This window comes from Bacteroides faecis MAJ27, from assembly GCF_900106755.1.
GTDB classification, from domain to species: Bacteria; Bacteroidota; Bacteroidia; order Bacteroidales; family Bacteroidaceae; genus Bacteroides; species Bacteroides faecis.
Genome location: NZ_FNNN01000014.1, coordinates 109,004 through 133,158 on the forward strand (window position 1 = coordinate 109,004; position 24,155 = coordinate 133,158).

Annotated in this window: 20 protein-coding genes; 15 read left to right on the forward strand and 5 right to left on the reverse strand. The window is 44.9% G+C overall.

Annotation, left to right across the window (positions count from 1 at the left end; translation table 11 throughout):
* Positions 1-54 precede the first annotated feature (54 nt).
* The 3 genes from secA to lnb form a co-directional block, all read right to left on the reverse strand.
* Complete coding sequence (gene secA, locus BLW31_RS13485) at positions 55-3,378, reverse strand: preprotein translocase subunit SecA (protein WP_010536956.1); 3,324 nt, start codon at positions 3,376-3,378, stop codon at positions 55-57.
* Between the two features lie 182 nt (positions 3,379-3,560).
* The gene (locus BLW31_RS13490) at positions 3,561-5,135 is read right to left on the reverse strand and encodes an alkaline phosphatase family protein (protein WP_010536957.1); all 1,575 of its coding nucleotides are present in this window, start codon (positions 5,133-5,135) and stop codon (positions 3,561-3,563) included.
* Entirely contained in the window at positions 5,135-6,322 is a 1,188-nt protein-coding gene (lnb, locus tag BLW31_RS13495) for a lipoprotein N-acyltransferase Lnb (RefSeq protein WP_010536958.1), read from the reverse strand. Before lnb ends, BLW31_RS13490 begins: the two co-directional genes overlap by 1 nt.
* A gap of 415 nt (positions 6,323-6,737) precedes the next feature.
* On the opposite strand from lnb, the gene BLW31_RS13500 reads away from it, so the two are divergent.
* From BLW31_RS13500 to BLW31_RS13570, 15 genes are all read left to right on the forward strand, one after another.
* The gene (locus tag BLW31_RS13500; RefSeq protein ID WP_010536959.1) at positions 6,738-7,469 is read left to right on the forward strand and encodes a type III pantothenate kinase; all 732 of its coding nucleotides are present in this window, start codon (positions 6,738-6,740) and stop codon (positions 7,467-7,469) included.
* Positions 7,456-8,748, forward strand: coding sequence for a BamG family beta-barrel-assembly machinery protein (bamG, locus tag BLW31_RS13505; protein ID WP_010536960.1), 1,293 nt, complete (start codon positions 7,456-7,458; stop codon positions 8,746-8,748). Before BLW31_RS13500 ends, bamG begins: the two co-directional genes overlap by 14 nt.
* A 52-nt stretch (positions 8,749-8,800) precedes the next feature.
* Positions 8,801-10,126 (forward strand): hypothetical protein, encoded by a 1,326-nt coding sequence (locus tag BLW31_RS13510; RefSeq protein WP_010536961.1) that lies wholly within the window; start codon positions 8,801-8,803, stop codon positions 10,124-10,126.
* Positions 10,127-10,131: 5 nt separating this feature from the next.
* Positions 10,132-10,785: an LPS export ABC transporter periplasmic protein LptC gene (gene lptC / locus BLW31_RS13515; protein WP_010536962.1), complete on the forward strand. Its 654-nt coding sequence runs from the start codon at positions 10,132-10,134 to the stop codon at positions 10,783-10,785.
* 3 nt (positions 10,786-10,788) lie between these two features.
* A complete protein-coding gene (locus BLW31_RS13520) occupies positions 10,789-12,045 on the forward strand; it encodes a hemolysin family protein (protein WP_010536963.1) in 1,257 nt (418 codons plus the stop codon).
* Between the two features lie 119 nt (positions 12,046-12,164).
* A complete protein-coding gene (locus BLW31_RS13525; protein WP_010536964.1) occupies positions 12,165-14,303 on the forward strand; it encodes a peptidylprolyl isomerase in 2,139 nt (712 codons plus the stop codon).
* A gap of 141 nt (positions 14,304-14,444) precedes the next feature.
* Complete coding sequence (gene rlmN, locus BLW31_RS13530) at positions 14,445-15,479, forward strand: dual-specificity RNA methyltransferase RlmN (protein WP_010536965.1); 1,035 nt, start codon at positions 14,445-14,447, stop codon at positions 15,477-15,479.
* 18 nt (positions 15,480-15,497) lie between these two features.
* Positions 15,498-16,535, forward strand: a complete 1,038-nt coding sequence (locus BLW31_RS13535) for a DUF4837 family protein (RefSeq protein ID WP_022301220.1) — start codon at positions 15,498-15,500, stop codon at positions 16,533-16,535.
* A 4-nt stretch (positions 16,536-16,539) separates the two neighbouring features.
* Positions 16,540-17,634 carry a 4-hydroxythreonine-4-phosphate dehydrogenase PdxA gene (gene pdxA / locus BLW31_RS13540; protein WP_010536967.1) on the forward strand — a complete coding sequence of 365 codons (1,095 nt, stop codon included), beginning with the start codon at positions 16,540-16,542 and terminating at the stop codon, positions 17,632-17,634.
* Positions 17,635-17,640: 6 nt separating this feature from the next.
* Positions 17,641-18,879, forward strand: coding sequence for a sigma-54 interaction domain-containing protein (locus BLW31_RS13545; protein ID WP_010536968.1), 1,239 nt, complete (start codon positions 17,641-17,643; stop codon positions 18,877-18,879).
* On the forward strand, positions 18,866-19,393 hold the full coding sequence (gene lptE / locus BLW31_RS13550) for an LPS assembly lipoprotein LptE (RefSeq protein WP_008764536.1): 528 nt from the start codon (positions 18,866-18,868) through the stop codon (positions 19,391-19,393). The genes BLW31_RS13545 and lptE overlap by 14 nt, the downstream gene beginning before the upstream one ends.
* A gap of 4 nt (positions 19,394-19,397) precedes the next feature.
* Positions 19,398-20,192, forward strand: a complete 795-nt coding sequence (locus tag BLW31_RS13555) for a DUF8458 domain-containing protein (RefSeq protein ID WP_010536969.1) — start codon at positions 19,398-19,400, stop codon at positions 20,190-20,192.
* A gap of 6 nt (positions 20,193-20,198) precedes the next feature.
* Positions 20,199-20,594, forward strand: a complete 396-nt coding sequence (gene secG, locus BLW31_RS13560) for a preprotein translocase subunit SecG (protein ID WP_010536970.1) — start codon at positions 20,199-20,201, stop codon at positions 20,592-20,594.
* Between the two features lie 300 nt (positions 20,595-20,894).
* Positions 20,895-22,283 (forward strand): MFS transporter, encoded by a 1,389-nt coding sequence (locus tag BLW31_RS13565; RefSeq protein WP_010536971.1) that lies wholly within the window; start codon positions 20,895-20,897, stop codon positions 22,281-22,283.
* Between the two features lie 40 nt (positions 22,284-22,323).
* Positions 22,324-22,671, forward strand: coding sequence for a PqqD family protein (locus tag BLW31_RS13570; RefSeq protein ID WP_010536972.1), 348 nt, complete (start codon positions 22,324-22,326; stop codon positions 22,669-22,671).
* A 62-nt stretch (positions 22,672-22,733) separates the two neighbouring features.
* Here BLW31_RS13570 and BLW31_RS13575 read toward each other — a convergent pair whose 3' ends face one another.
* The gene (locus BLW31_RS13575; RefSeq protein WP_010536973.1) at positions 22,734-23,015 is read right to left on the reverse strand and encodes a basic helix-loop-helix domain-containing protein; all 282 of its coding nucleotides are present in this window, start codon (positions 23,013-23,015) and stop codon (positions 22,734-22,736) included.
* Between the two features lie 21 nt (positions 23,016-23,036).
* Entirely contained in the window at positions 23,037-24,101 is a 1,065-nt protein-coding gene (locus tag BLW31_RS13580) for a DUF4831 family protein (protein ID WP_010536974.1), read from the reverse strand.
* Between the last annotated feature and the right edge of the window lie 54 nt (positions 24,102-24,155).

A 24,155-nucleotide genomic window follows, 5' to 3' on the forward strand; every position in this document is an offset into this window, starting at 1 on the left:
GTTTTTAACCGTTTGAGGCTTTCTTTTAGATTATAATCTTACACCGGACTGCTGTCAAGCATTCTGTCCGTGGCAGTTTTTATACTTCTTACCGCTTCCGCATGGACAAGGATCATTACGTCCTACTGTCTTTTCCGCACGGATCGGTTCGCGTCTTTGTTGCTCGCGAGTATCCTGACTGGCAGCAGCCTGTTGGTTCGGATCGCTCAGATCTTGCTTCTGCTCACGATACTTGCTCATATCCTGACGCTGCTCGGGAGCTGCCTGACGTACTTCTACACGGCGTGGGGCCTGTTGCTCGTCTGCCGGAGCTTCCTGTACAGGGATCTGTCCACGCATCAGAATAGAGATAGTCTGGTTGTTGATCTTGTTCACCATAGCGTCAAACAACGTTACGGATTCCAGCTTGTAGATCAACAGCGGGTCTTTCTGTTCGTAGCTTGCGTTCTGTACAGAGTGTTTCAACTCATCGAGTTCACGCAGGTTTTCTTTCCATGCTTCGTCGATAACGTGCAGCAGGATTGATTTCTCGAACGATTTCACCACTTCTTTTGATTCGGACTCGTAAGCAGCTTTCAGATTACAAGAGATATTGTACATCCGTTTTCCGTCTGTGATAGGAATCAGAATGTTTTCGTACATATGTCCCTGGTTTTCGTATACTTGCTTGATGACCGGATTAGCGATTTGTGCCAGACGTTCCGTTTTGCGTTTGAAGTTCTCCATGGCAATGTTGAATGTCTTTTCTGCCAGAGTATCCTTCTTTTCATTGCGGAATTCTTCTTCAGTGAACGGAGTTTCCATAGCCAATGTCTGGAGCAGTTCCATCTGACAACCTTCGTAGTCGTTATTCTCGATTGCATTCGCGCAACGGTCCCAGATCATATTTACGATATCCATACCGATACGTTCGCCCATCAGAGCGTGGCGACGCTTGGTGTAAACAACGGTACGTTGCTTGTTCATCACGTCATCGTATTCCAACAGACGTTTACGGATACCGAAGTTGTTTTCTTCCACCTTCTTCTGTGCACGTTCGATAGAGTTGGAGATCATCTTGTGCTCGATCATTTCGCCTTCCTGGAAACCGAGTTTGTCCATTACGCTGGCAATACGGTCGGAAGAGAACAGACGCATCAGGTCATCTTCCAGTGACACGAAGAATACAGAAGAACCGGGGTCACCCTGACGTCCTGCACGACCACGCAACTGGCGGTCTACACGACGGGATTCGTGACGTTCCGTACCGATAATGGCCAAACCGCCCGCGGCTTTTACTTCCGGGCTCAGCTTGATGTCGGTACCACGACCTGCCATGTTGGTAGCGATAGTTACTGCGCAACTGAAACCGGCTTTTGCTACGATCTCAGCTTCTTTCTGGTGCAGCTTCGCATTCAATACGCTGTGCTCGATCTTACGCATGGTAAGCATTTTGCTCAGCATTTCGGAGATTTCTACCGAAGTCGTACCCACCAGTACCGGACGTCCTGCCTGTACCAGTTTTTCGATTTCTTCGATAACGGCTTTATACTTTTCGCGTTTGGTCTTGTACACGCGGTCGTTCATATCTTTACGTGCGATCGGGCGGTTAGTCGGGATAACGACTACATCCAGCTTGTAGATGTCCCAGAGTTCGCCTGCTTCCGTTTCGGCAGTACCGGTCATACCGGACAGCTTGTGATACATACGGAAGTAGTTCTGCAAAGTGATCGTGGCGAAAGTCTGTGTGGCAGCTTCTACTTTCACACGTTCTTTTGCTTCGATTGCCTGGTGCAATCCGTCGGAGTAGCGGCGACCTTCCATGATACGTCCGGTCTGTTCGTCTACAATTTTCACCTGTCCGTCGATAACAACGTATTCGTCATCTTTTTCGAACATCGTGTAAGCCTTCAGCAACTGGTTGATGGTATGTACGCGTTCCGATTTGATAGCGTAGTTGGTCAGCAGCTCATCTTTCTTTTCCAACAGTTGTTCGTTGGTCAGATTTTGATTTTCCAGTTCGGAAAGTTGTGCGGCAATATCCGGAAGAACAAACAGCGTCGGGTCTTCAGAGTTACCGGTGATCAGGTCGATACCTTTATCTGTCAGGTCTACACTGTTCAGTTTTTCTTCGATGACGAAGTACAACGGCTCAGTCACTTCGTGCATACGCTTGTTGTTCTGCTCCATGTAGATCTCTTCGGTCTTCAGCATACCGGCTTTGATACCTTGTTCACTGAGGAACTTGATCAATGCCTTGTTCTTCGGCAGACACTTGTGGCTACGATAAAGAGCAAGGAATCCTTCTTCCACTTCCTTCTTGTCGTTGGAGGCGATCAGGCGTTTTGCTTCGGACAGGTATTTGGTAGCAAGCACTTTTTGAGCTTCCACCAAGCGTTCTACCAGCGGGCGAAGTTGTTCGAACAGTTGGTCGTCACCTTTCGGTACCGGACCGGAAATAATCAACGGAGTACGGGCGTCGTCAATCAATACGGAGTCAACCTCATCGACGATGGCATAGTTGTGTGGGCGTTGTACAAGGTCTTTCGGGCTGATTGCCATGTTGTCACGCAGGTAGTCGAAACCAAATTCATTGTTTGTACCGAATGTGATATCAGCCAGATATGCCTGTCGACGAGCATCGGAGTTCGGCTGATGGCGGTCGATACAATCTACGCTGAGGCCGTGGAACATATAAAGCGGGCCCATCCATTCGGAGTCACGTTTGGCGAGGTAATCGTTCACGGTTACCACATGCACGCCGTTTCCGGTCAATGCGTTCAGGAATACCGGGAGGGTAGCTACCAGTGTTTTACCTTCACCTGTTGCCATTTCCGCAATCTTACCTTTGTGCAGAACGACACCACCGAACAGCTGTACATCGTAATGAACCATGTTCCATGTCATATCGTTACCACCCGCTATCCAGTGATTCTGGTAGATGGCTTTATCGCCTTCGATACGTACAAAATCTTTTGTAGCAGCCAGATGGCGGTCGAATTCAGTCGCAGTTACTACGATTTCTTCGTTTTCTGCAAATCGTTTGGCAGTTGCCTTGACGATAGAGAAAGCTACGGGCAACACTTCGTCCAGTGCTTTCTCGTATTTTTCGAGAATTTCTTTCTCTATCTTATCTATTTGTGCAAAGATGTCTTCGCGGTCTTCCAGTTCTGTGTTTTCAACGCTCGCTTTGAGTTCTTCCACTTTTGCGCGTTCGTTAGCCGCCGACTCATAGATATATTTTTTGAGTTCTTCCGTTTTGGCACGGAGGGCGTCGTTGTCCAGTGCTTCAATCTCCGGATAGGCAGCTTTGATCTTTTCTACCCAGGGCTTGATTTCTTTCATGTCTCGCGTGGATTTGTTTCCGAAAATCGAGCTTAAAATTTCATTAAATCCCATGTTATATTATTTAGTTTATTATTATTTCTTGATTGTCTGCACGGCATTTTTTTCACTTTCCGGGAAAGAGGAACGGCATAAACCTGTTGCCAAGCTGTGCAGAGTGATTATAAAATCCGCGCAAAGTTACATTAAAATGCTGATTTATTTATGTTTTGCGCATGGTTTTTGTGAGGAATCTTTTACCGAAGATCGGTAATAGGGGCAGAAGAAGAGGCATTGGGAGCCCGGATGCGCATGAAATGAGCCAGTGTAGGCGCAATATGGTCAATGGTTACAGGGGTCTGAATAATGGCCGGTTTCACGGAATGTCCCATGAAGATCAGCGGTGCGGGGATATAGGAGTGGCGTACCACCTTGTTTTCATTGCCGTTTTCGCTGACAATGGTCCATCCCGGCAATACATCGATTACGAGGTCGCCGGAACGTTTGCGGTGATAGCCGTTACGTATTCTGTATATTTCCGGAGTCCATGAACCCAGGAGAAGCCGATAGGCGGAATATGCCTCGTTTACTCCACTGAACTGCATCAGGAAGTCGGCGGACTTTTCCTGCACTTCTGTCAGGTTCAGTTGCTTTTGTTCCAGTAGTTTATGGTTCAGGTATATTTGCTGGTCATGATAGGCTTCTACATATTTCCCTTCTCCGTAAGTAGCCATCAGAAACATGTTCAGCAATGCGGTGCAGCGGTTGAGATGGAACTCTCCGGTCGGTATTTTGTACAATCCCGAATCGGTTGATTCGCTGTCCGTATATCCGGTGGAAGTGACAAAAATAAGTACATTTTGCAGGCCTACTTTCTTGTCGAGCAGGTCAAGCAGGTTGGCAATGCTGCGGTCGAGGCGTACATACGTATCCTGAATTTCCATGGCGCACTCTTGTACGGACTTGTGTGCATAGTTGCCGGCATAGTAAGTAAGTGCTAATAAGTCAGTAATGTCATCCATGCCGACCGAACCTTTTCCGATTGCTTCTTCGGCGAGGGCGTTTACTTCATCGTTGACGAATGGGCTGGTGATGAAGCGGCGGAACTTATTGTTACGGTCGTCATCAAATTTATATTTGAATACCACATCCCGCCAATCTGGCAGAAAAGTGTACATGCCACGTGGAAAAACAGGTTCCCATGTGACACTGGAGATGCGGGAGTCGATGGCTTGGCGGTCGTTATATTGGCTTGCCCACCAGGGGAATTCGCCATAATAGGTCGTTCCGCTCCATTTGCCGGTTGTGGGGTTGATCCAGAATGCTCCGTTTCCTGCATGTCCGGCAGCGAAGATGGCTGCGTCGCAGTAAGGGGCGATGGCGTATACGAGACCTTTGCCTTGTGTCGCTATTTTCAGCTCGTCGGCAATGGTAGAGGTTAATAATTTCGTCGGGGCACAGGTCTGATCGGTATAATATCCCATGAAGGCCGGGTCGTCCGTACTGTTGACAGTGCGCAGGGTGGAGACGTCCATCCATCGGTTCGAGATAATTCCATTGACGGAAGGGGTCGATCCGCTGTAGATGGCTGCCATGGCAGAGGCACGGTCTACGCCGCTGAATGTATATTCTGCATTGTGGAATACTCTTCCCTCTTTCCAGAGCCGTTTGAAGCCTCTTTCGCCGTAGAGTGACGAGAAGGCTTCCAGATAGTCCGTACGCAGTTGGTCAATCGTGAGCCCTACCACAAGTTTAGGGGCAGTAGGCAACGACTGAGCTTGTAGCCCGGTGAAGGTCAATACGGTAATCAGGGAAGTGAGTAGTCCTTTCATTATTTCTTTTTAGAGGTCAAAATCAAATTGCTCGCTGAACGTATCAGCAAACAGAGTGCCAAAGGTACAACAGCAAAGTCAAATCTTTGCGGAATTAGTGGAAAAAGCACTATAAAAAGTGTTAAAACGATCAAATTCAATGTCAGATACCAGCATTTCTTCCCTTTTCGGACACAATAAATGATGTATGGAAGAAAAAGAAGCTGTCCCGGATGGAAGACCAGTAACAGGAAATTGGAACTGACAGCGGGGTGTTCGGAGAACAGTGCCAGAAAAGCCAGCACACAACCTACGATGCCTGCGGTGCCGAACAACACCAGATCGACTCCCCACAGTCCCGTTCTTTTGCGGAGACTGTAAATGGTTGCCGCTGCGGTAAGTATGAAAAGAAGGAGAGAGCATTGCAGTGGGGTGGGCATCCAGCCGCCTTCTTCTTCATCGGAGACAGCGTCTACGATCAGTGCTTTATCGGATACGAGCGGACGCTGAATGGAGTCATTGGCAATCTGGGCACCTGCGAAAGCATCCATCAGATAAAAGGGGGCAAACATCATTTGACGCTGCGTGATAGGCCGGTCTGCTTCGCTTCCGATGCAGAGGTCGATGCCGAAGCGGGCCCACGGGTGCTCTTTGCAATATTGATGCACGATGTCCCGGAAGGAGCGTGAGCCGTCTTGGGGCTCAGACGGATAAATCACCTTTCCGATGATGCTTTCCTCTATCTTATCGCGCGGTCGGGTAGCACAGTTGTCGTAGAAGAAGTTATAACGGTATATCCGGTTTTCGGGGCGGTAATTTTCTTGTAGCAATCGGATCAGTTCTGCTTTTTCTTCCTTGCTCAGGTTGAGTGTTTGTTGCCAGACACTGCGCCCGTCAAAAGCATATTCGGCGGCAAAGTGGGCGTAATCGGTGGCTCCGAGCTGGTAGTCTGTCTCGCCTAATGAAAAACGGAATATGAAATTCGGGGTGTTGAAACTGAATAACCCGTAGTTGAATACGGCGTCGATTCCGTTGGCTGGATCTTCGTAGCGGATGGCAGTATGACCGAACAGGGAGTATATTTCTTCTCCGGGGGCGCAAGTCAGCAGACTGAGTCGGATAGAGTCGTTACCGTTGGCAGTTGTTTGTCCAAAGGGCAGGAGCAACAGGAAAAAAAGTAAAAGTATATATAAATTAGGCCGTTTCATGAAAGGACTTGTTTTATTTTGGCAGCGAATATACGAAGAATAGTTGGATTCGAAAAATAGAGCCTTCGTTTTGTCTGAACAGAGGCTCTGACCGGGGCAAATGGAGCCTCTGTTTGGGTGAAATGGAGGCTCTGTTTTCTGGTGGATAGCACGAGGAAAAGCCGCCCATACAACCGCCCCATTTTCAGCCTTTGTAACTAGTTGTATGATAGTGGATTATTGGCTTCTGAAAAATGATGCCGCCCATACACCCGCCCATATATTATTAATAAATATAATTATCTATATTAATATTGTTCGGACGACTCACTTTTTTTGTGTTGCCAAAAGGAAAATAAACAGATAATTCATCCTACATGCAGATACTTTTCTTTTTTTACTTTACCTTTGCGCCCGCAATTGATAAAAGAGAACATTGAATTTAATTATTGACATAGGAAATACGACTGCAAAAGTAGCTCTCTTTGATGGCAATGAGATGGTGGAGGTTGTGACCGACTCCAATCAATCGTTAGATTGCTTGAAAGCTCTTTGTTCCAAATACCCGGTTGAACAAGGTATCGTGGCTACTGTCATTGATTTGAGCGAACGGATACTGGCCGATCTGGCTGCTTTGCCGTTCCCTTTGTTATGGCTCAATCATCAGACTCCGTTGCCGGTAGCCAATTTGTACGAAACTCCCGATACATTGGGGTATGACCGGATGGCAGCGGTAGTAGGGGCTAATGAGCGTTTTCCCCATAATGATATATTGGTCATTGATGCGGGCACTTGCATCACTTATGAGTTTATCGACTCGAAGGGGCAGTATCACGGTGGTAATATTTCTCCCGGCATGCAGATGCGCTTCAAGGCACTTCATCAGTTTACCGGGCGTTTGCCACAGATAGATGCCAACGGGCGGAAACTCCCGATGGGAAAGGATACGGAAACGGCCATCCGTGCCGGAGTGCTGAAAGGGATGGAATATGAAATTTCAGGCTATATTGAGGCTATGAAGCATAAATATCCTGAACTTTTGGTTTTTTTAACGGGCGGAGATGATTTTTCTTTTGATAGCAGCGTAAAAAGTGTCATCTTTGCAGATAGATTTTTAGTGTTGAAAGGATTAAATAGAATTTTAAACTATAATAATGGTAGGATTTAAACACACGATTTGGGCGCTATTGCTCATGATGGTTACCGGAACGGCAATCGCTCAAAATAATACAAACTCTCCTTACACACGATATGGCTATGGCGACTTATCCGATCAAAGTTTCGGAAATAGCAAGGCGATGGGTGGAATTGCTTTCGGACTCCGGGATGGGGCGCAGATCAATCCAACGAATCCTGCTTCATATACGGCCATTGACTCATTGACGTTCCTGTTCGAGGGAGGTGTCAGTTTACAGAATATGAATATTAGTAATGGCGGTGTGAAGATGAACGCCAAGAATGCCAGCTTCGATTATCTCGCTATGCAGTTTCGGTTAGCTCCGTGGATGGGAATGAGTGTCGGATTGCTGCCATATTCTAATATCGGATATAGTGTGTCGGATAGCCAGACTGGGAATGACGGTTTGGTTACCAGCAGAAGTTTTACCGGAGATGGTGGCTTGCATCAAATGTACGCAGGTATTGGTGTAAAAGTGCTTAAGAATTTGTCTATTGGTGTGAATGCTTCTTACTTTTGGGGAGATCTAACCCGCGGAAGAGCAGTGTACTATCCGGGAGAATCTTCCTCTTATTCTTATCAACGGACAATGGTAGCTTCAATATCGGACTATAAGTTGGATTTGGGTGCACAATATACACAGGCTTTGAATAAAAAGAGTTCTTTGACGGTTGGTGCAGTATATTCTCCTAAACATAAGTTGAATAACGATTATTCATCAACTGTCCTAATGGCTGCACAGACTAGCAATCAGGCCTCATATCAGGACAATTTGGATGCTACGTTAGAGTTGCCCAATACTTTTGGAATCGGCTTTACCTACAATTATGATAAACGTCTGACAGTCGGTGCCGATTACAGCTTGCAGCAGTGGTCAAAAACAAAGTTTGGAGTAGTAACCAATGATGAAAATGTGCGTCAGGACTTTAATGAAACATTCGATTATTGTGATCGTACAAAAATATCAGTCGGTGCGGAATACATTCCTAATTTGATAGGACGTTCCTATTTCGCCCACATAAAATACCGTTTAGGAGCTTATTATACGACTCCGTATTATAAGATTGATGGGAAAAAGGCTTCACGTGAATATGGTGTAACTGCCGGTTTCGGTCTGCCTGTTCCCCGTTCGCGTTCCATTCTTAGTATCAGCGGACAGTTTGTTCGTGTGAAAGGACTGGAGACGAACATGGTGAATGAAAATATCTTCCGTGTGAGTATCGGACTTACGTTCAACGAACGTTGGTTCTTCAAACGTAGGGTAGAATAATAAAGTGAGAGAGAATAGACGATATTATATAAACAACTAAAATTTAGATACAATGAAAATTAAAACGCTTGTGGCTATGTTGTTCCTTTCGGCTGGAGCAACCACTGTGGTAGCACAGGATGCGACTAACTGTAATTCGAACAGTAGTATCTCGCATGAGGCTGTGCGTGCAGGAAATTTTAAAGATGCGTATACTCCTTGGAAAGCTGTGTTGGATAATTGCCCGACATTGCGTTTCTACACTTTTACTGACGGATATAAAATCCTTAAAGGGCTGATGGCACAGATTAAGGATAAAAATAGTCCCGAATATAAGAAGTATTTTGATGAATTAATGAATACGCACGACCTGCGTATGAAATACACAGAAGAATTCCTTTCAAAAGGAACAAAGGTTTCTTCTGCCGACGAAGCACTGGGAATTAAGGCTGTAGACTATATCGCTTTAGCTCCGAAAGTGGATGCTAATCAGGCTTATCAATGGTTGAGCCAGTCTGTAAATGCGGTGAAAGGTGAATCTGCTGGAGCTACTTTGTTCTATTTTCTTCAGATGTCATTGGACAAATTGAAAGCAGATCCTAATCATAAAGAACAATTTATCCAGGATTATCTGCTCGCTTCAGAATATGCGGATGATGCTATTGCTGCGGAAACTAGCGAAGCAAAGAAGAAAAACCTGATGGGTATAAAAGATAATCTCGTTGCTTTGTTTGTGAATAGTGGTACTGCTGACTGTGAATCACTGCAAGGTATCTATGGTCCGAAAGTAGAATCTAACCAGACAGACTTGGCTTATCTGAAAAAAGTAATCGATATCATGAAAATGATGAGATGTACGGAAAGTGAAGCTTATCTGCAAGCATCTTTCTATGCTTATAAGATGGAGCCGACTGCTGAAGCTGCTACCGGATGTGCTTATCAGGCATTCAAGAAAGGTGATATTGACGGTGCAGTGAAGTTCTTTGACGAAGCAATCCAACTGGAAACAGACAACGTGAAGAAGGCTGAAAAGGCATACGCTGCCGCAGCTGTATTGGCTTCTGCCAAGAAGTTGTCTCAAGCCAGATCATATTGCCAGAAAGCAATTAGTTTCAACGAGAACTACGGTGCTCCTTATATTCTGATTGCCAACCTGTATGCAATGAGTCCTAACTGGAGTGATGAGTCTGCATTGAACAAATGTACTTACTTTGCTGTAATAGATAAGCTGCAACGTGCAAAAGCAGTGGATCCAAGTGTAGCTGAAGAAGCAAACAAATTGATTGGCACTTATTCCGGTCATACTCCGCAGGCGAAAGACCTCTTTATGTTAGGTTATAAAGCAGGCGACCGTATTACTATCGGTGGCTGGATCGGAGAGTCTACAACGATTAGATAAAATTTATGTTGCGAAAACGAAGTAACCGTTTGTTGCATAAAAGCATAAGCATAACAATTGCCTTCGGGGCAATTGTTATGCTTCTTTCATTTTCTTCCTGCGGCGGCAAGAAGAATGCGCTGGGCGACGCTATAACTGAACGTGATTCATTGCCGGTGATGAATACACTGGGAGTAACGACCCTTATATCCGATTCGGGAGTGACACGCTACCGGGTAAACACGGAAGAGTGGACGGTATACGACCGCAAGAAACCTTCTTATTGGGCGTTCGAGAAAGGAGTGTATCTGGAACAGTTTGATTCTATCTTTAATATCGAGGCCAGCATTAAAGCAGATACCGCTTATTATTATGATAAGCAGAAGCTCTGGAAACTGATAGGAAACGTTGATATACAAAACCGGAAAGGGGAGCGTTTTAATACCGAGTTACTTTATTGGAACGAATCTACTCAGAAAGTATATTCCGATAAGTTTATACGCATCCAGCAGCCGGACCGGGTGATTACCGGACACGGCTTTGACTCTAATCAACAAATGACCGTTTATGTCATTCAGAATATTGAAGGTATTTTCTATGTAGACGAAAACGAGGGAACCGCTCAGCCGGAAGTAAAAACATTGCCACCGGATTCTACGAAAAAAGATTCTGTGAAATAAACTATGAATATTTATATCTCTTTACTCATCACGATGGCTTTCTCCGCTTTCTTCTCAGGAATGGAGATCGCGTTTGTCTCAGTGGATAAGTTACGCTTTGAAATGGAACGTAAGGGAAGAGTCACATCCCGTATCCTTTCTGTTTTTTTCAAGCACCCGAACGAATTTATCTCTACCATGCTGGTAGGAAACAATATAGCATTGGTTATCTATGGTATATTGATGGCACAGATTATCGGCGATAATCTGTTGGCCGGATTTATTGATAGCCACTTTCTGATGGTACTGGCTCAGACCGTCATTTCCACTCTGATTATTTTGGTGACTGGAGAGTTCCTTCCTAAAACATTGTTTAAGATCAATCCCAATCTGGTATTGAATGTTGCCGCTATTCCGCTTTTTATCTGTTATATCGTCTTATATCCTATATCCAAGTTCGCTTCCGGAGTATCCTGCCTGTTTCTTCGTATTTTTGGAATGAAGGTAAACAAGGAAGCTTCGGATATCGCTTTCGGAAAAGTCGATTTGGACTACTTTATACAGAGTAGCATCGATAATGCCGAAAATGAAGAAGAACTGGACACGGAAGTGAAGATCTTTCAGAATGCACTCGACTTTTCGAGCATAAAGATACGTGACTGTATCGTTCCACGTACCGAAGTGGTGGCTGTTGATCTCACAACCTCACTGGATGAGCTCAAGAACCGTTTTATAGAATCCGGCATCTCGAAGATTATTGTGTATGACGGAAATATAGATAATGTGGTCGGTTATATCCATTCGTCGGAAATGTTTCGTGCTCCGAAAGATTGGCACGATAACGTGAAAGATGTGCCCATTGTGCCCGAAACAATGTCCGCTCACAAACTGATGAAACTGTTCATGCTGCAAAAGAAGACGATTGCGGTAGTGGTAGACGAGTTTGGTGGTACGTCCGGCATTGTATCATTGGAAGATTTGGTAGAAGAGATTTTTGGTGATATAGAAGATGAACATGATAATACTTCATATATCAGCAAGAAGATTGATGAAAATGAATATGTTTTGTCCGCCCGCCTGGAAATAGAAAAGGTCAATGAAATGTTCGGACTTGACCTGCCCGAATCGGACGACTACCTGACAGTTGGCGGATTGATACTGAGCCAATATCAGAGTTTCCCGAAACTACATGAATTGGTCCGTGTCGGTCGTTATGAGTTTAAAATAATCAAGGTGACAGCGACAAAAATAGAACTTGTACGCTTAAAAGTCATGGAATAATGGCGATAACCGTGAAATTTTTAGCTAATAAATAGAAGCATATTAGCATTTTTTGTATCTTCGTGCGCTAAAATGACAATGGAAAGAAATAATAATAAACATAAATCGTATTAATCAAAATGGCAACATTACAAAACATTAGGTCGAAAGGACCTCTATTGGTGATTGTTATCGGTTTGGCGCTGTTTGCTTTCATCGCGGGTGACGCGTGGAAGGTAATGCAACCGCACCAGGCACATGACGTAGGTGAGGTGAACGGAGATGCTCTTTCCGCTCAGGAGTATCAGAATTTGGTAGAAGAATATACCGAGGTGATAAAGCTCTCTCGTGGAGTGACTGCACTGAACGACGAACAGACCAATCAGGTGCGCGACGAAGTATGGCGTTCCTACGTAAATAACAAACTGGTTGAGAAAGAAGCAAAAGCATTGGGATTGACAGTCTCTGCTGCTGAAATTCAGGATATCCTGAAAGCAGGCGTGCATCCTTTGTTGCAACAGACTCCTTTCCGCAACCCGCAGACCGGTGCTTTCGATAAGGATATGCTGAATAAGTTCCTGGTAGATTATGCCAAGATGAGCGAATCTCAGATGCCTGCTCAGTATGCCGAACAGTATAACAACATGTACAAATACTGGTCATTCATCCAGAAAACATTGGTTCAGAGCCGTCTGGCTGAGAAATATCAGGCATTGGTATCTAAAGCACTTCTTTCCAATCCGGTAGAAGCACAGGATGCTTTCGATGCAAGGGTGAATCAATACGACCTGTTGATGGCTGCCGTTCCTTATTCTTCTGTAGTAGACTCTACAATCGTAGTGAAAGAATCGGAACTGAAAGACCTTTATAACAAGAAGAAAGAACAGTTCAAGCAATATCAGGAAAGCCGTGATATCAAGTACATCGATGTTCAGGTGACTGCAAGTGCCGAAGACAGAGCTGCTATCCAGAAGGAAGTAGACGAAGCTACCGAACAGTTGGCTAACACAACAGACGATTATACTTCTTTTATCCGTTCTGTAGGTTCGGAGGCTCCTTATGTAGACTTGTTCTACAACAAGACAGCTTTCCCGGCTGATGTAGTTGCCCGTCTGGATTCTGCTTCTATAGGTTCAGTTTATGGTCCTTACTATAATGGTGCCGACAATACTATCAATTCATTCAAAGTAGTTGCCAAGACTGCCGCTGCCGACTCTATCGAGTTCCGTCAGATCCAGGTATTTGCAGAAGATGCATTGAAGACAAAAACCTTGGCAGACAGTATCTATACTGCTATCAAAGGAGGTGCTAACTTCGCGGATCTGGCTAAAAAATATGGTCAGACAGGTGAAAGCAACTGGATGAGCTCTGCACAATATGAAGGAGCGCAGATCGATGGTGACAACCTGAAGTTTATCTCTGCTATCAACAATACAGGTGTGAACGAAGTAGTGAACCTGCCGTTAGGTCAGGCTAATGTAATCCTCCAGGTGACTAACAAGAAAGCCGTGAAGGATAAATATAAAGTAGCTGTTGTGAAACGTGAAGTTGAGTTCAGCAAAGAAACATATAACCGTGCTTACAATGACTTCAGCCAGTTCATCGCTGCTAATCCTACTGCAGAAAAGATGGCCGCTAATGCTGAAGAAGCCGGATACAGACTGTTGGACAGAAAAGACTTGTATAGCTCAGAACATACGATCGGTGGTGTAAGAGGCACTAAAGAAGCATTAAGATGGGCATTCTCCGCTAAACCGGGTGATGTTTCCGGTTTGTACGAATGTGGCGAAAGCGATCACATGGTTGCAGTGGCTTTGGTAGGTGTTACTCCGGAAGGATATCGTCCTTTGAAAGCTGTACAGGATCAGTTGAGAGCTGAAATTGTTAAAGATAAGAAAGCTGAAAAGATTATGGCTGACATGAAAGCCGCTAACGCGACTTCTCTCGACCAGTACAAAGCGATGTCCGGTGCAGTAAGCGATTCTTTGAAGTTGGTTACATTTGCCGCTCCTGCCTATGTGTCAGCATTGCGTAGCAGCGAACCGTTGGTAGGTGCTTATGCTTCTGTTGCCGAAATGAACAAGCTGAGTGCTCCGATCAAAGGTAATGCAGGCGTATTTGTACTGCAGATGTATGGCAAAGACAAACTGAGCGATACCTTCAACGCTAAAGATGAAGAAGCTACACTGGCCAACATGCATGCACGCTTCGCAAGCCGTCTGATGAACGACCTGTATCTGAAAGGAAATGTAAAGGATACACGTTACCTGTTCTTCTAAGATCAGTCGTAAAAACGATAACTGCAAAAGGTCGTTCCTCTTTCGGGAACGACCTTTTTTGCTAACTTTTACATCCTCGCTATACGGAAATCGACTTTATTTCCTTACATTTGCAAATATAAACCATGAACAGAAAGAATGATGTCTAAATATCCTCTCTTAGGAATGACGCTGGTAGAGCTGCAATCGCTGGTAAAACGTCTGGGTATGCCCGGCTTTGCCGCCAAGCAGATCGCATCCTGGCTTTACGATAAGAAGGTGACCTCGATTGATGAAATGACTAATTTGTCGTTGAAACACCGGGAGTTGCTCATGCAGAACTATGAGGTCGGTGCGGAAGCCCCGGTGGATGAAATGCGCTCTGTAGACGGTACGGTGAAATACTTGTACCCTGTAGGCGGGAATCATTTCGTAGAGTCGGTATATATTCCGGACGATGAACGGGCGACCTTATGTGTCTCCTCACAGGTAGGTTGCAAAATGAATTGTAAGTTCTGTATGACAGGGAAACAAGGCTACACCGCCAACCTGACCGCTCAGCAGATTATCAACCAGATTCATTCATTGCCCGAACGGGATAAACTGACGAATGTGGTCATGATGGGAATGGGCGAACCACTCGACAATCTGGATGAAGTACTGAAAGCATTGGATATACTGACTGCTTCTTATGGCTACGCATGGAGCCCGAAACGGATAACAGTTTCTACGGTCGGATTGCGGAAAGGATTGCAGCGCTTTATCGAAGAGAGTGACTGCCATCTGGCTGTCAGCCTGCATTCTCCGGTGCCGCCCCAACGTGCGGAACTGATGCCGGCGGAGAAAGCCTTTTCAATGACAGAAATGGTAGAACTGTTAAAAAACTATGATTTTAGTAAACAGCGTCGACTTTCGTTTGAGTATATTGTTTTTAAGGGGCTGAATGATTCGCAAATTTATGCCAGGGAGCTGTTGAAGCTGCTTCGCGGATTGGATTGCCGGATCAATCTGATCCGCTTCCATGCCATTCCGGGAGTAAACCTTGAAGGGGCCGATATGGATACAATGACCCGTTTTCGTGACTATCTGACCACGCACGGGCTTTTCACTACCATTCGTGCCTCACGGGGAGAAGACATCTTTGCGGCATGCGGCATGCTGTCGACTGCGAAACAGGAGGAAAATAATAAAAGTTAATATATAAAATCGAACATCATGAAAAAGTACTTCTTTTATTTAAGCATGGCTTTAGTAGCTTTGGTCGTTGCTTCTTGTGGACTGAAAGGGAATCATACCTCTAGTGGCCGTCCGTATGAACTGCTGGTAGTAGTGGATGCGGGTGTATGGGACCGTGCCGCCGGAAGGGCCTTGCATGATGTGCTTGATTCTGACATGCCGGGATTGCCCCAGTCGGAACCTTCTTTCCGGATTATGTATACTTCACCGAAAGATTACGACTCTACCCTGAAGCTGATCCGCAACATTATCATAGTAGATATAAAAGATATTTATACGAAAGGTACTTTCAAATATGCGAAAGACGTTTATGCTTCTCCACAGTTGATACTGACTATTCAGGCTCCGGACGAAGAAGTGTTTGAGAAGTTCGTGGAAGAGAACAAACAAACGATTATCGACTTCTTTACTCGTGCCGAGATGAACCGTCAGATTACGTTGCTGGAAGAAAAACACAGTAATTTTATCTCTCAGAAGATAGATAGCTTGTTTGGCTGTGATATCTGGATACCTTCGGAACTGAACAATTCGAAGACAGGTGAGGATTTCTTTTGGGCTTCTACCAATACAGGTTCTGCTGATCGTAATTTCGTGATGTATTCTTATCCTTATACGGATAAAGATACATTTACTAAAGAATACTTTGTTCATAAACGCGACTCTGTGATGCAGGTCAATATCCCCGGATTCAAAGAGGGCGTTTATATGTCGACGGATTCGTTGCTGACTGACGTCCGTCCGATCAGCGTACACAATGACTACACGATGGAAGCACGTGGATTGTGGCGCATGAAGGGAGACTTCATGGGTGGTCCGTTTGTTTCCCACACTCGTCTGGATCAGAAAAACCAACGTATCATTACAGCAGAAATATTTGTATACTCACCTGATAAAATGAAACGCAACTTAGTTCGTCAGATGGAATCATCTCTTTATACGCTGAGACTTCCGCAAGAAGCTCCGCAGAGCCAGATTCCTTTGGGAGTGACCAAAGAAGCGGAACCAACTAAAAAATAAAAACATGGAAGAAAACAAAATAAGAATCGGCATTACCCAGGGAGACATCAACGGGGTAGGCTATGAAGTGATCTTGAAGACATTCTCAGACCCTACTATGCTTGAACTATGTACTCCGATCATCTACGGTTCACCTAAAGTGGCGGCCTACCATCGTAAAGCGCTGGATGTGCAGGCTAATTTCAGCATTGTCAATACAGCTTCCGAAGCCGGATACAATCGTCTGAGTGTAGTGAACTGTACCGATGATGAAGTGAAAGTAGAGTTCTCCAAACCCGATCCCGAAGCAGGTAAAGCTGCACTGGGCGCTTTGGAACGTGCTATTGAAGAATATCGTGAGGGGCTGATCGACGTTATTGTGACCGCTCCGATCAACAAACATACCATCCAGTCGGAAGAGTTCTCTTTCCCCGGTCATACAGAGTATATTGAAGAACGGCTGGGCAATGGAAACAAGTCGCTGATGATTCTCATGAAGAATGATTTCCGTGTGGCTTTGGTGACAACACATATTCCGGTAAGGGAGATTGCTACAACGATCACAAAGGAACTGATTCAGGAGAAACTGGCTATTTTCCATCACTGCCTGAAACAGGATTTCGGTATTGGTGCTCCGCGTATTGCCGTGCTCTCACTCAATCCCCATGCCGGAGACGGCGGATTGCTGGGTATGGAAGAACAGGAAGTGATTATTCCTGCCATGAAAGAAATGGAAGAGAAAGGCATCATCTGTTACGGTCCTTATGCGGCAGACGGTTTTATGGGATCGGGCAATTATACTCATTTCGACGGAATATTGGCTATGTATCATGATCAGGGACTGGCACCGTTCAAAGCTCTTGCTATGGAAGATGGTGTGAACTATACTGCCGGACTTCCGGTGGTACGTACCTCTCCGGCTCATGGAACAGCCTATGATATCGCCGGTAAAGGACTTGCCAGCGAAGATTCTTTCCGTCAGGCCATTTATGTAGCGATTGATGTATTCCGTAACCGCCAGCGCGAGAAAGCGGCACGGGTAAATCCGCTGCGGAAGCAGTATTACGAGAAACGGGATGATAGTGATAAACTAAAACTGGATACAGTAGACGAAGATTAAGAAGCAATGACAAAAGCGGAAATACAACAAGTGAAACAGCGCTTCGGCATTATTGGTAATACCGAAGCGTTGTCACGTGCCATAGATGTTGCCATTCAGGTAGCGCCTACCGACTTGTCTGTGCTGATTACCGGAGAAAGTGGCGTCGGAAAAGAAAGTTTTCCACAGATCATTCATCAATATAGCCGGAGAAAGCACGGACAGTATATTGCTGTCAACTGCGGTGCGATACCGGAAGGTACGATCGATTCCGAGCTTTTCGGACATGAGAAGGGAGCATTTACCGGTGCTATTGGTGAGCGGAAAGGATATTTTGGAGAAGCTGACGGTGGTACTATCTTTCTTGATGAAGTAGGAGAGTTGCCGTTGCCTACACAGGCGCGTCTGCTCCGTGTGCTCGAAAGCGGTGAATTTATCAAGGTAGGTTCATCCAAAGTGCAAAAGACGGATGTGCGTATTGTAGCGGCTACCAACGTGAACCTGACACAAGCTATTGCCGAAGGACGCTTCCGGGAAGATTTATATTATCGCTTGAATACGGTGCCTATTCAGATACCGCCTTTGCGTGAGCGGGGAGACGATGTGTGGTTGCTGTTCCGTAAGTTTGCCGCCGACTTTGCCGAGAAGTACCGGATGCCGGCTATCCAGCTGACTGAAGATGCCAAGAAGGAATTGGTAGCTTATCCGTGGCCGGGAAACGTTCGTCAGTTGAAGAATATCACAGAGCAGATTTCGATTATAGAAACGAACCGTGAGATTACGGCTGCTATTCTGCGGACCTATCTTCCGGTACAGAATACCCAACGCCTTCCGGCACTGTTCGGAACACGTGAGAGCAAAGGATTCGAGAGCGAACGCGAGATACTTTATTCCGTCCTGTTCGATATGCGTCAGGAAGTGGCGGAACTGAAAAAGATGGTGCACAATATGATGGCCGAACGTGCGGGACAAGTCGGACAGATGGGGCAAGTGGTAGCTACTCCGGTAGTGACGACTACACATCAGCCTTCCGTACCTGCTATCATCCATGCGGTACAACCGTCTGTCTGTCCCAAAGAAGATGATGACGATATTCAGGATACGGAGGAATATGTGGAAGAAACCCTTTCGCTTGATGAAGTAGAAAAAGAAATGATACGCAAAGCACTTGAGAGGCATCATGGCAAGCGGAAAAGTGCGGCGAAGGATCTGAATATCTCCGAGCGTACCCTTTACAGAAAAATAAAAGAATATGAATTGGATTAAGAAAATAGCACGACCGCTGATACTGATCGTTTTGCCGGCAGTCATCATTGCTTGTAGTGTGTCCTATAAGTTTAATGGCTCTTCTATCAATTATGATAAGGTGAAGACCATTTCGATTGCCGACTTTCCGATTAAGTCGGAGTATGTGTATGCTCCGTTGGCTACTAAATTTAATGAAGACCTGAAGGATATCTTCATTAGACAGACCCGCCTGCAACTGCTGAAGCCGAACCAGAATGCGGATTTGCAGATTGACGGAGAAATCACAGGCTACAACCAGTACAACCAGGCAGTGTCTGCCGATGGATACTCTTCGGAAACGAAACTGACCATTACGGTCAATGTACGTTTTGTCAACAACACTAATCACGCCGAAGACTTCGAGCAGCAATTCTCAGCTTTCCGTACCTATGATTCCAGTCAGTTGCTGACAGCCGTACAAGATGGATTGATTGCGGAAATGAGTAAAGAGATAACCGACCAAATATTTAATGCAACTGTAGCGAACTGGTAATTTAATGACTTCTGTTAACTTGCAACAATGGATTCAGCATCCTGAGACGCTGAATAGAGATACTTTGTACGAACTGCGCAACCAGCTCGCGAGGTATCCGTATTTTCAGTCGCTCCGGTTGTTGTATCTCAAGAACCTATATATTCTCCACGACATCAATTTCGGCGCAGAGCTGCGGAAAGCCGTTCTGTATATTGCCGACCGACGGAAACTGTTTCACCTGATCGAAGGCGAACGGTTTGCTGTCGAAACCCGGAAGAAAGACCTGCCTCTCACTGAAGTATTGGAAGATGAGCCTACCGTCGACCGGACACTGGCTTTGATCGATGCCTTTCTTTCTACAGCTCCCGAAGAAGTGACCAGTCAGACAAGCTTTGATTATTCTATGGACTATACTTCATACTTACTCGAAGAGACTCCCGTTGCAGACGAGCCGGCAGAGGCTATGCCCAAGCTGAAAGGACATGAACTTATTGACAACTTTATAGAAAAAAGTGAGAGTGACGCTGTCGTGTATCTGAAACCCTTGAGAGAAGAAGAGCGAACAATGACCGCTTCTTCGACTGAAACCAACGAAACAGGCAGAACGACCGAAACGACCGAAACAAACACTGAAGAAGAGGAAGATGACAGTTGTTTCACCGAAACTTTAGCCAAAATCTACGTAAAACAGCAACGATATTCGAAAGCTCTTGAAATAATTAAAAAATTAAGTTTGAAATATCCAAAAAAAAATGCTTACTTTGCAGACCAAATCAGATTTTTGGAGAAATTGATTATTAACGCTAATTCAAAATAACTAAAAATGTACTTATTATTCGTTATCTTAATGGTTATTGCAGCCTTGCTGATGTGCTTCATCGTGCTGATTCAGAACTCAAAAGGAGGCGGACTTGCTTCCGGTTTCTCTTCATCAAACGCTATTATGGGCGTGCGCAAGACTACAGACTTTCTGGAAAAAGCAACTTGGGGCTTAGCTATCTTCATGGTTGTAATGAGCATTGCTACCGCTTATGTTGTTCCTACTTCTTCTGCAGCTAAAGATGTATTGTTGGAACAAGCACAGAAAGAACAACAAACCAACCCGTATAACATGCCTACCGGTACTGCTGCTCCTAATACAGACGCTACTGCTCCTGCAGAGTCTGCACCTGCAACAGAAGCTCCGGCTACTGAAACTCCTGCTCCTGCAGCAGAATAGTTCAGTGATAGGATATTCGGTTTAAACTTATTGTGTGAGGGTATCATCGGCAAACTTCTGATTCGTCCTCACCGTTACAGGCGCGAATGACGCGAGTTACTGGGATTCTAACGGAATCTGTGTAATACGTGTGATTCGCGCCTGTCTTTATTATTTTGTGTTGTCTGCCTGTCTCCATGCAGGAATATCTTGTCAGTTAACCTTTTTCTCATAAAATATGCCTCTTTTTTAGTAAAACAAATGATAATTAGTTAACTTTGTTGCCCGTAACGAGATTATTAACTCCTTTTAAATATTACAATGACAGAACAATTGAAACAAAAGCTGAATGACTCCGCAGTGTTGCGTTGGAGTGTTCTAGCATTAGTCGCTTTTACAATGTTGTGCGGCTATTTCCTCACAGACGTCATGTCTCCCCTGAAACCCATGCTTGAGAAAGAACTTCTTTGGGACAGTTTAGATTACGGTTTCTTTACTAGTGCTTATGGCTGGTTTAATGTATTCCTGCTGATGCTTATCTTTGGTGGTATCATCCTGGATAAAATGGGAGTTCGCTTCACCGGAATGGGAGCCTGTTTGTTGATGGTGTTCGGTTGCGGATTGAAATATTATGCTATTTCTACTACTTTCCCGGAAGGTGCAATGCTTTTCGGATTCAAGATGCAGGTCACACTGGCTGCCTTGGGATATGCTATTTTTGGTGTAGGAGTCGAGATTGCGGGTATCACTGTTTCGAAGATTATTGTAAAGTGGTTTAAGGGTAAGGAAATGGCTCTTGCTATGGGACTGGAAATGGCTACTGCACGTATTGGAACTACTTTAGCGATGGTGCTTACTGTTCCTTTGGCCGACTTTTTCGGATATACAGATGAGGGCGGTGCATTCCATACCAATATTCCTGCTCCGATTCTGTTCTGTCTCGTCATGTTGTGTGTAGGTACGATTGCATTCTTTATCTATACTTTCTATGATAAGAAGCTGGATGCCTCTCTGGATGCAGAAGGACTGGAACCGGAAGAGCCGTTCCGCATGAAAGATATTGTATATATCATTACCAACAAAGGATTCTGGTTGATCGCATTACTGTGTGTATTGTTCTATTCGGCTGTATTCCCATTCATTAAGTATGCGGCTGACCTGATGGTGCAGAAGTATCATGTAGATCCGAAACTGGCAGGAACCATTCCCGGATTGTTGCCGATTGGTGCGATCATCTTGACACCGTTGTTCGGTTCTTTGTATGACCGTATCGGTAAGGGAGCTACGTTGATGGTAATCGGGTCGGTGATGCTGATTTTCGTACACTCCATGTTCGCTCTTCCTATTCTGAATGTATGGTGGTTTGCTACCGTTATCATGATTGTGCTGGGATTTGCTTTCTCACTGGTTCCTTCGGCTATGTGGCCTTCAGTTCCAAAGATTATTCCGGAGAAACAGTTGGGTACGGCTTATGCACTGATCTTTTGGGTACAGAACTGGGGATTGATGGGAGTACCTTTGCTGATCGGATGGGTATTGAATTCTTATTGCAAGGGCCCGGTAGTAGACGGTGCGCAGACCTATGATTATACATTGCCGATGACTATTTTTGCTATGTTCGGTGTATTGGCCTTGATTGTTGCTTTGATGCTGAAAGCAGAGAACAAGAAGAAAGGCTACGGACTGGAAGAAGCAAATATTCAGAAATAATCAGATCCTATCAGGAATAAAGATATAAAAGAGAAAAGATATGGCTACGAAAGAGAAAATAAACCTCTTGGAGGTTATCCCTTGTCGTAACGAACATATTAAAGCTGAACGGGAAGGGGAGACTATTGTGCTCTCCTTTCCTCGTTTTAAGCGTTCGTGGATGAGTCGTTACTTATTGCCGAAAGGAATGTCAAAGGATATTCATGTGCGTCTGGAGGAACACGGAACGGCTGTATGGGAATTGATAGACGGTCAGCGGACGGTGCGTGAAATCATAGAAAAACTCGCAGACCACTTTCAGCGTGAAGCAGGCTACGAGTCTCGTATATCAACCTATCTTACCCAATTACAGAAAGACGGATTTATTAAATGGATAATGAATAATTGATAATGGATAGTGAATGCTTAGTATAAGATAATATCCGGTTGGCTCAACCTCATTGTCCATTATCAATTAAATAAAGCCCATAGAAGGACAGCGCATCCTATTAGGACGCCCATAATGATAAGCGTTCCCCATACGAAATAGTTGTTGTCTTTTTCTTTTTTCTTTTCCGAATCTTTAATGATGCGTTCCATTTCTTCCGGAGTCGTGTTCGGTAAGAGATAGGGATCATTGTTTCTTCTGAGTCTTCCTAGTTTGTCATTTCTCCGTTCCCGGCGTAAGCGGGAAGCTTCTTTGCCGTCTTTTAGCCGGCGTATCATGTCGAGCATGTGTCCTTCTCCACCCATGATTTTTACTATTAAAGAGTTTTATTTACCTTCTTCTCTATCTACTTTAAGTAGTCCACCGGTCACCGGATCAAAGTAAACTTTGATGGTTGAGTTCTTGTTGAATAATACAGGAGCCAGATACTCGATGATACCAAATTGAGTAACAGGTATTTCTCCTTCGTATAATTTCTTTTTGCCGTCGGTCAGCGTAATCATTGCCTGTCCCGGTACGTTATAGGCAATTCCATCCATATCTTTCTTCTTTTTTCCGTCCTCTTGCGGAATCTTCACCGTTTTCAGGTCTTTCAGGCTGATGTAGAATGGAGTGCCTGCCAAATCGTTGTTAGCAACTACGCCCAGCTTCTTTGAAAAGCGGAAAGCGACCTCATTGTCAAACTCTTTATCCGGAGTGAGGCGGACAGTGAATGTCTTTTCTTCCTTGTCGCGGGTTCCTGAGAACATTTCGGTCATAGCTTCTTCCTGAAGATTCAAGTTGTCGAGCATGATCTTGAGCTGTGCGCCGTCCGAAGGCATGTTATCGGCTTGTCCGCGCAACAATGCATTCTTGCTTTCGCGGATGTTATAGATTTCCTTTGCTACCAGTTCGGCCATTTTAGCAGTGGAGCTTGCCATCAGAATCTCTTCTGTGAGGAAGTCGCGCGGGTTGGCTTTCCTTTGTGAAGCAGGAGTGTTGGTTGCTGCTTTGGTGGTATTGTTACCACTGTAAGGTACGTTGATTGATTTGATGAGTCCGTCTTCAGTCAGTTCCATGAGAGGAGCTACCGTTTTGTCTTTCAGTTTGACGAAGTAGGTAGCTTCGCTGTTGGGTACTCCTACCGGCTTCACTTTCACGCTGCTCAGTTCCCAATATTCTTCGGGTTCGGCAGAGATATTGGTCAGTCTCAAATAGCGGTCGGCATACTTGCTGAATTCTCCCGGCTTATAGTTGACTTTGTTCGCTTTTATCTCTATTTCTATTTGAGTCTTGGGAAGGGCGTACACTACTCCGTAATCTTTTCCTCGTGTCACTCCTGTCAGCACTTCTGTTTGTGCGTGGGCAGAAGTGGCCATTAGTAGTCCTGTTGCTATGATTAACTTTTTCATATTCGGTTCTTTTTAGCTGATTTTGAAAAACAAAGTTAATGAAGTTATTGAATA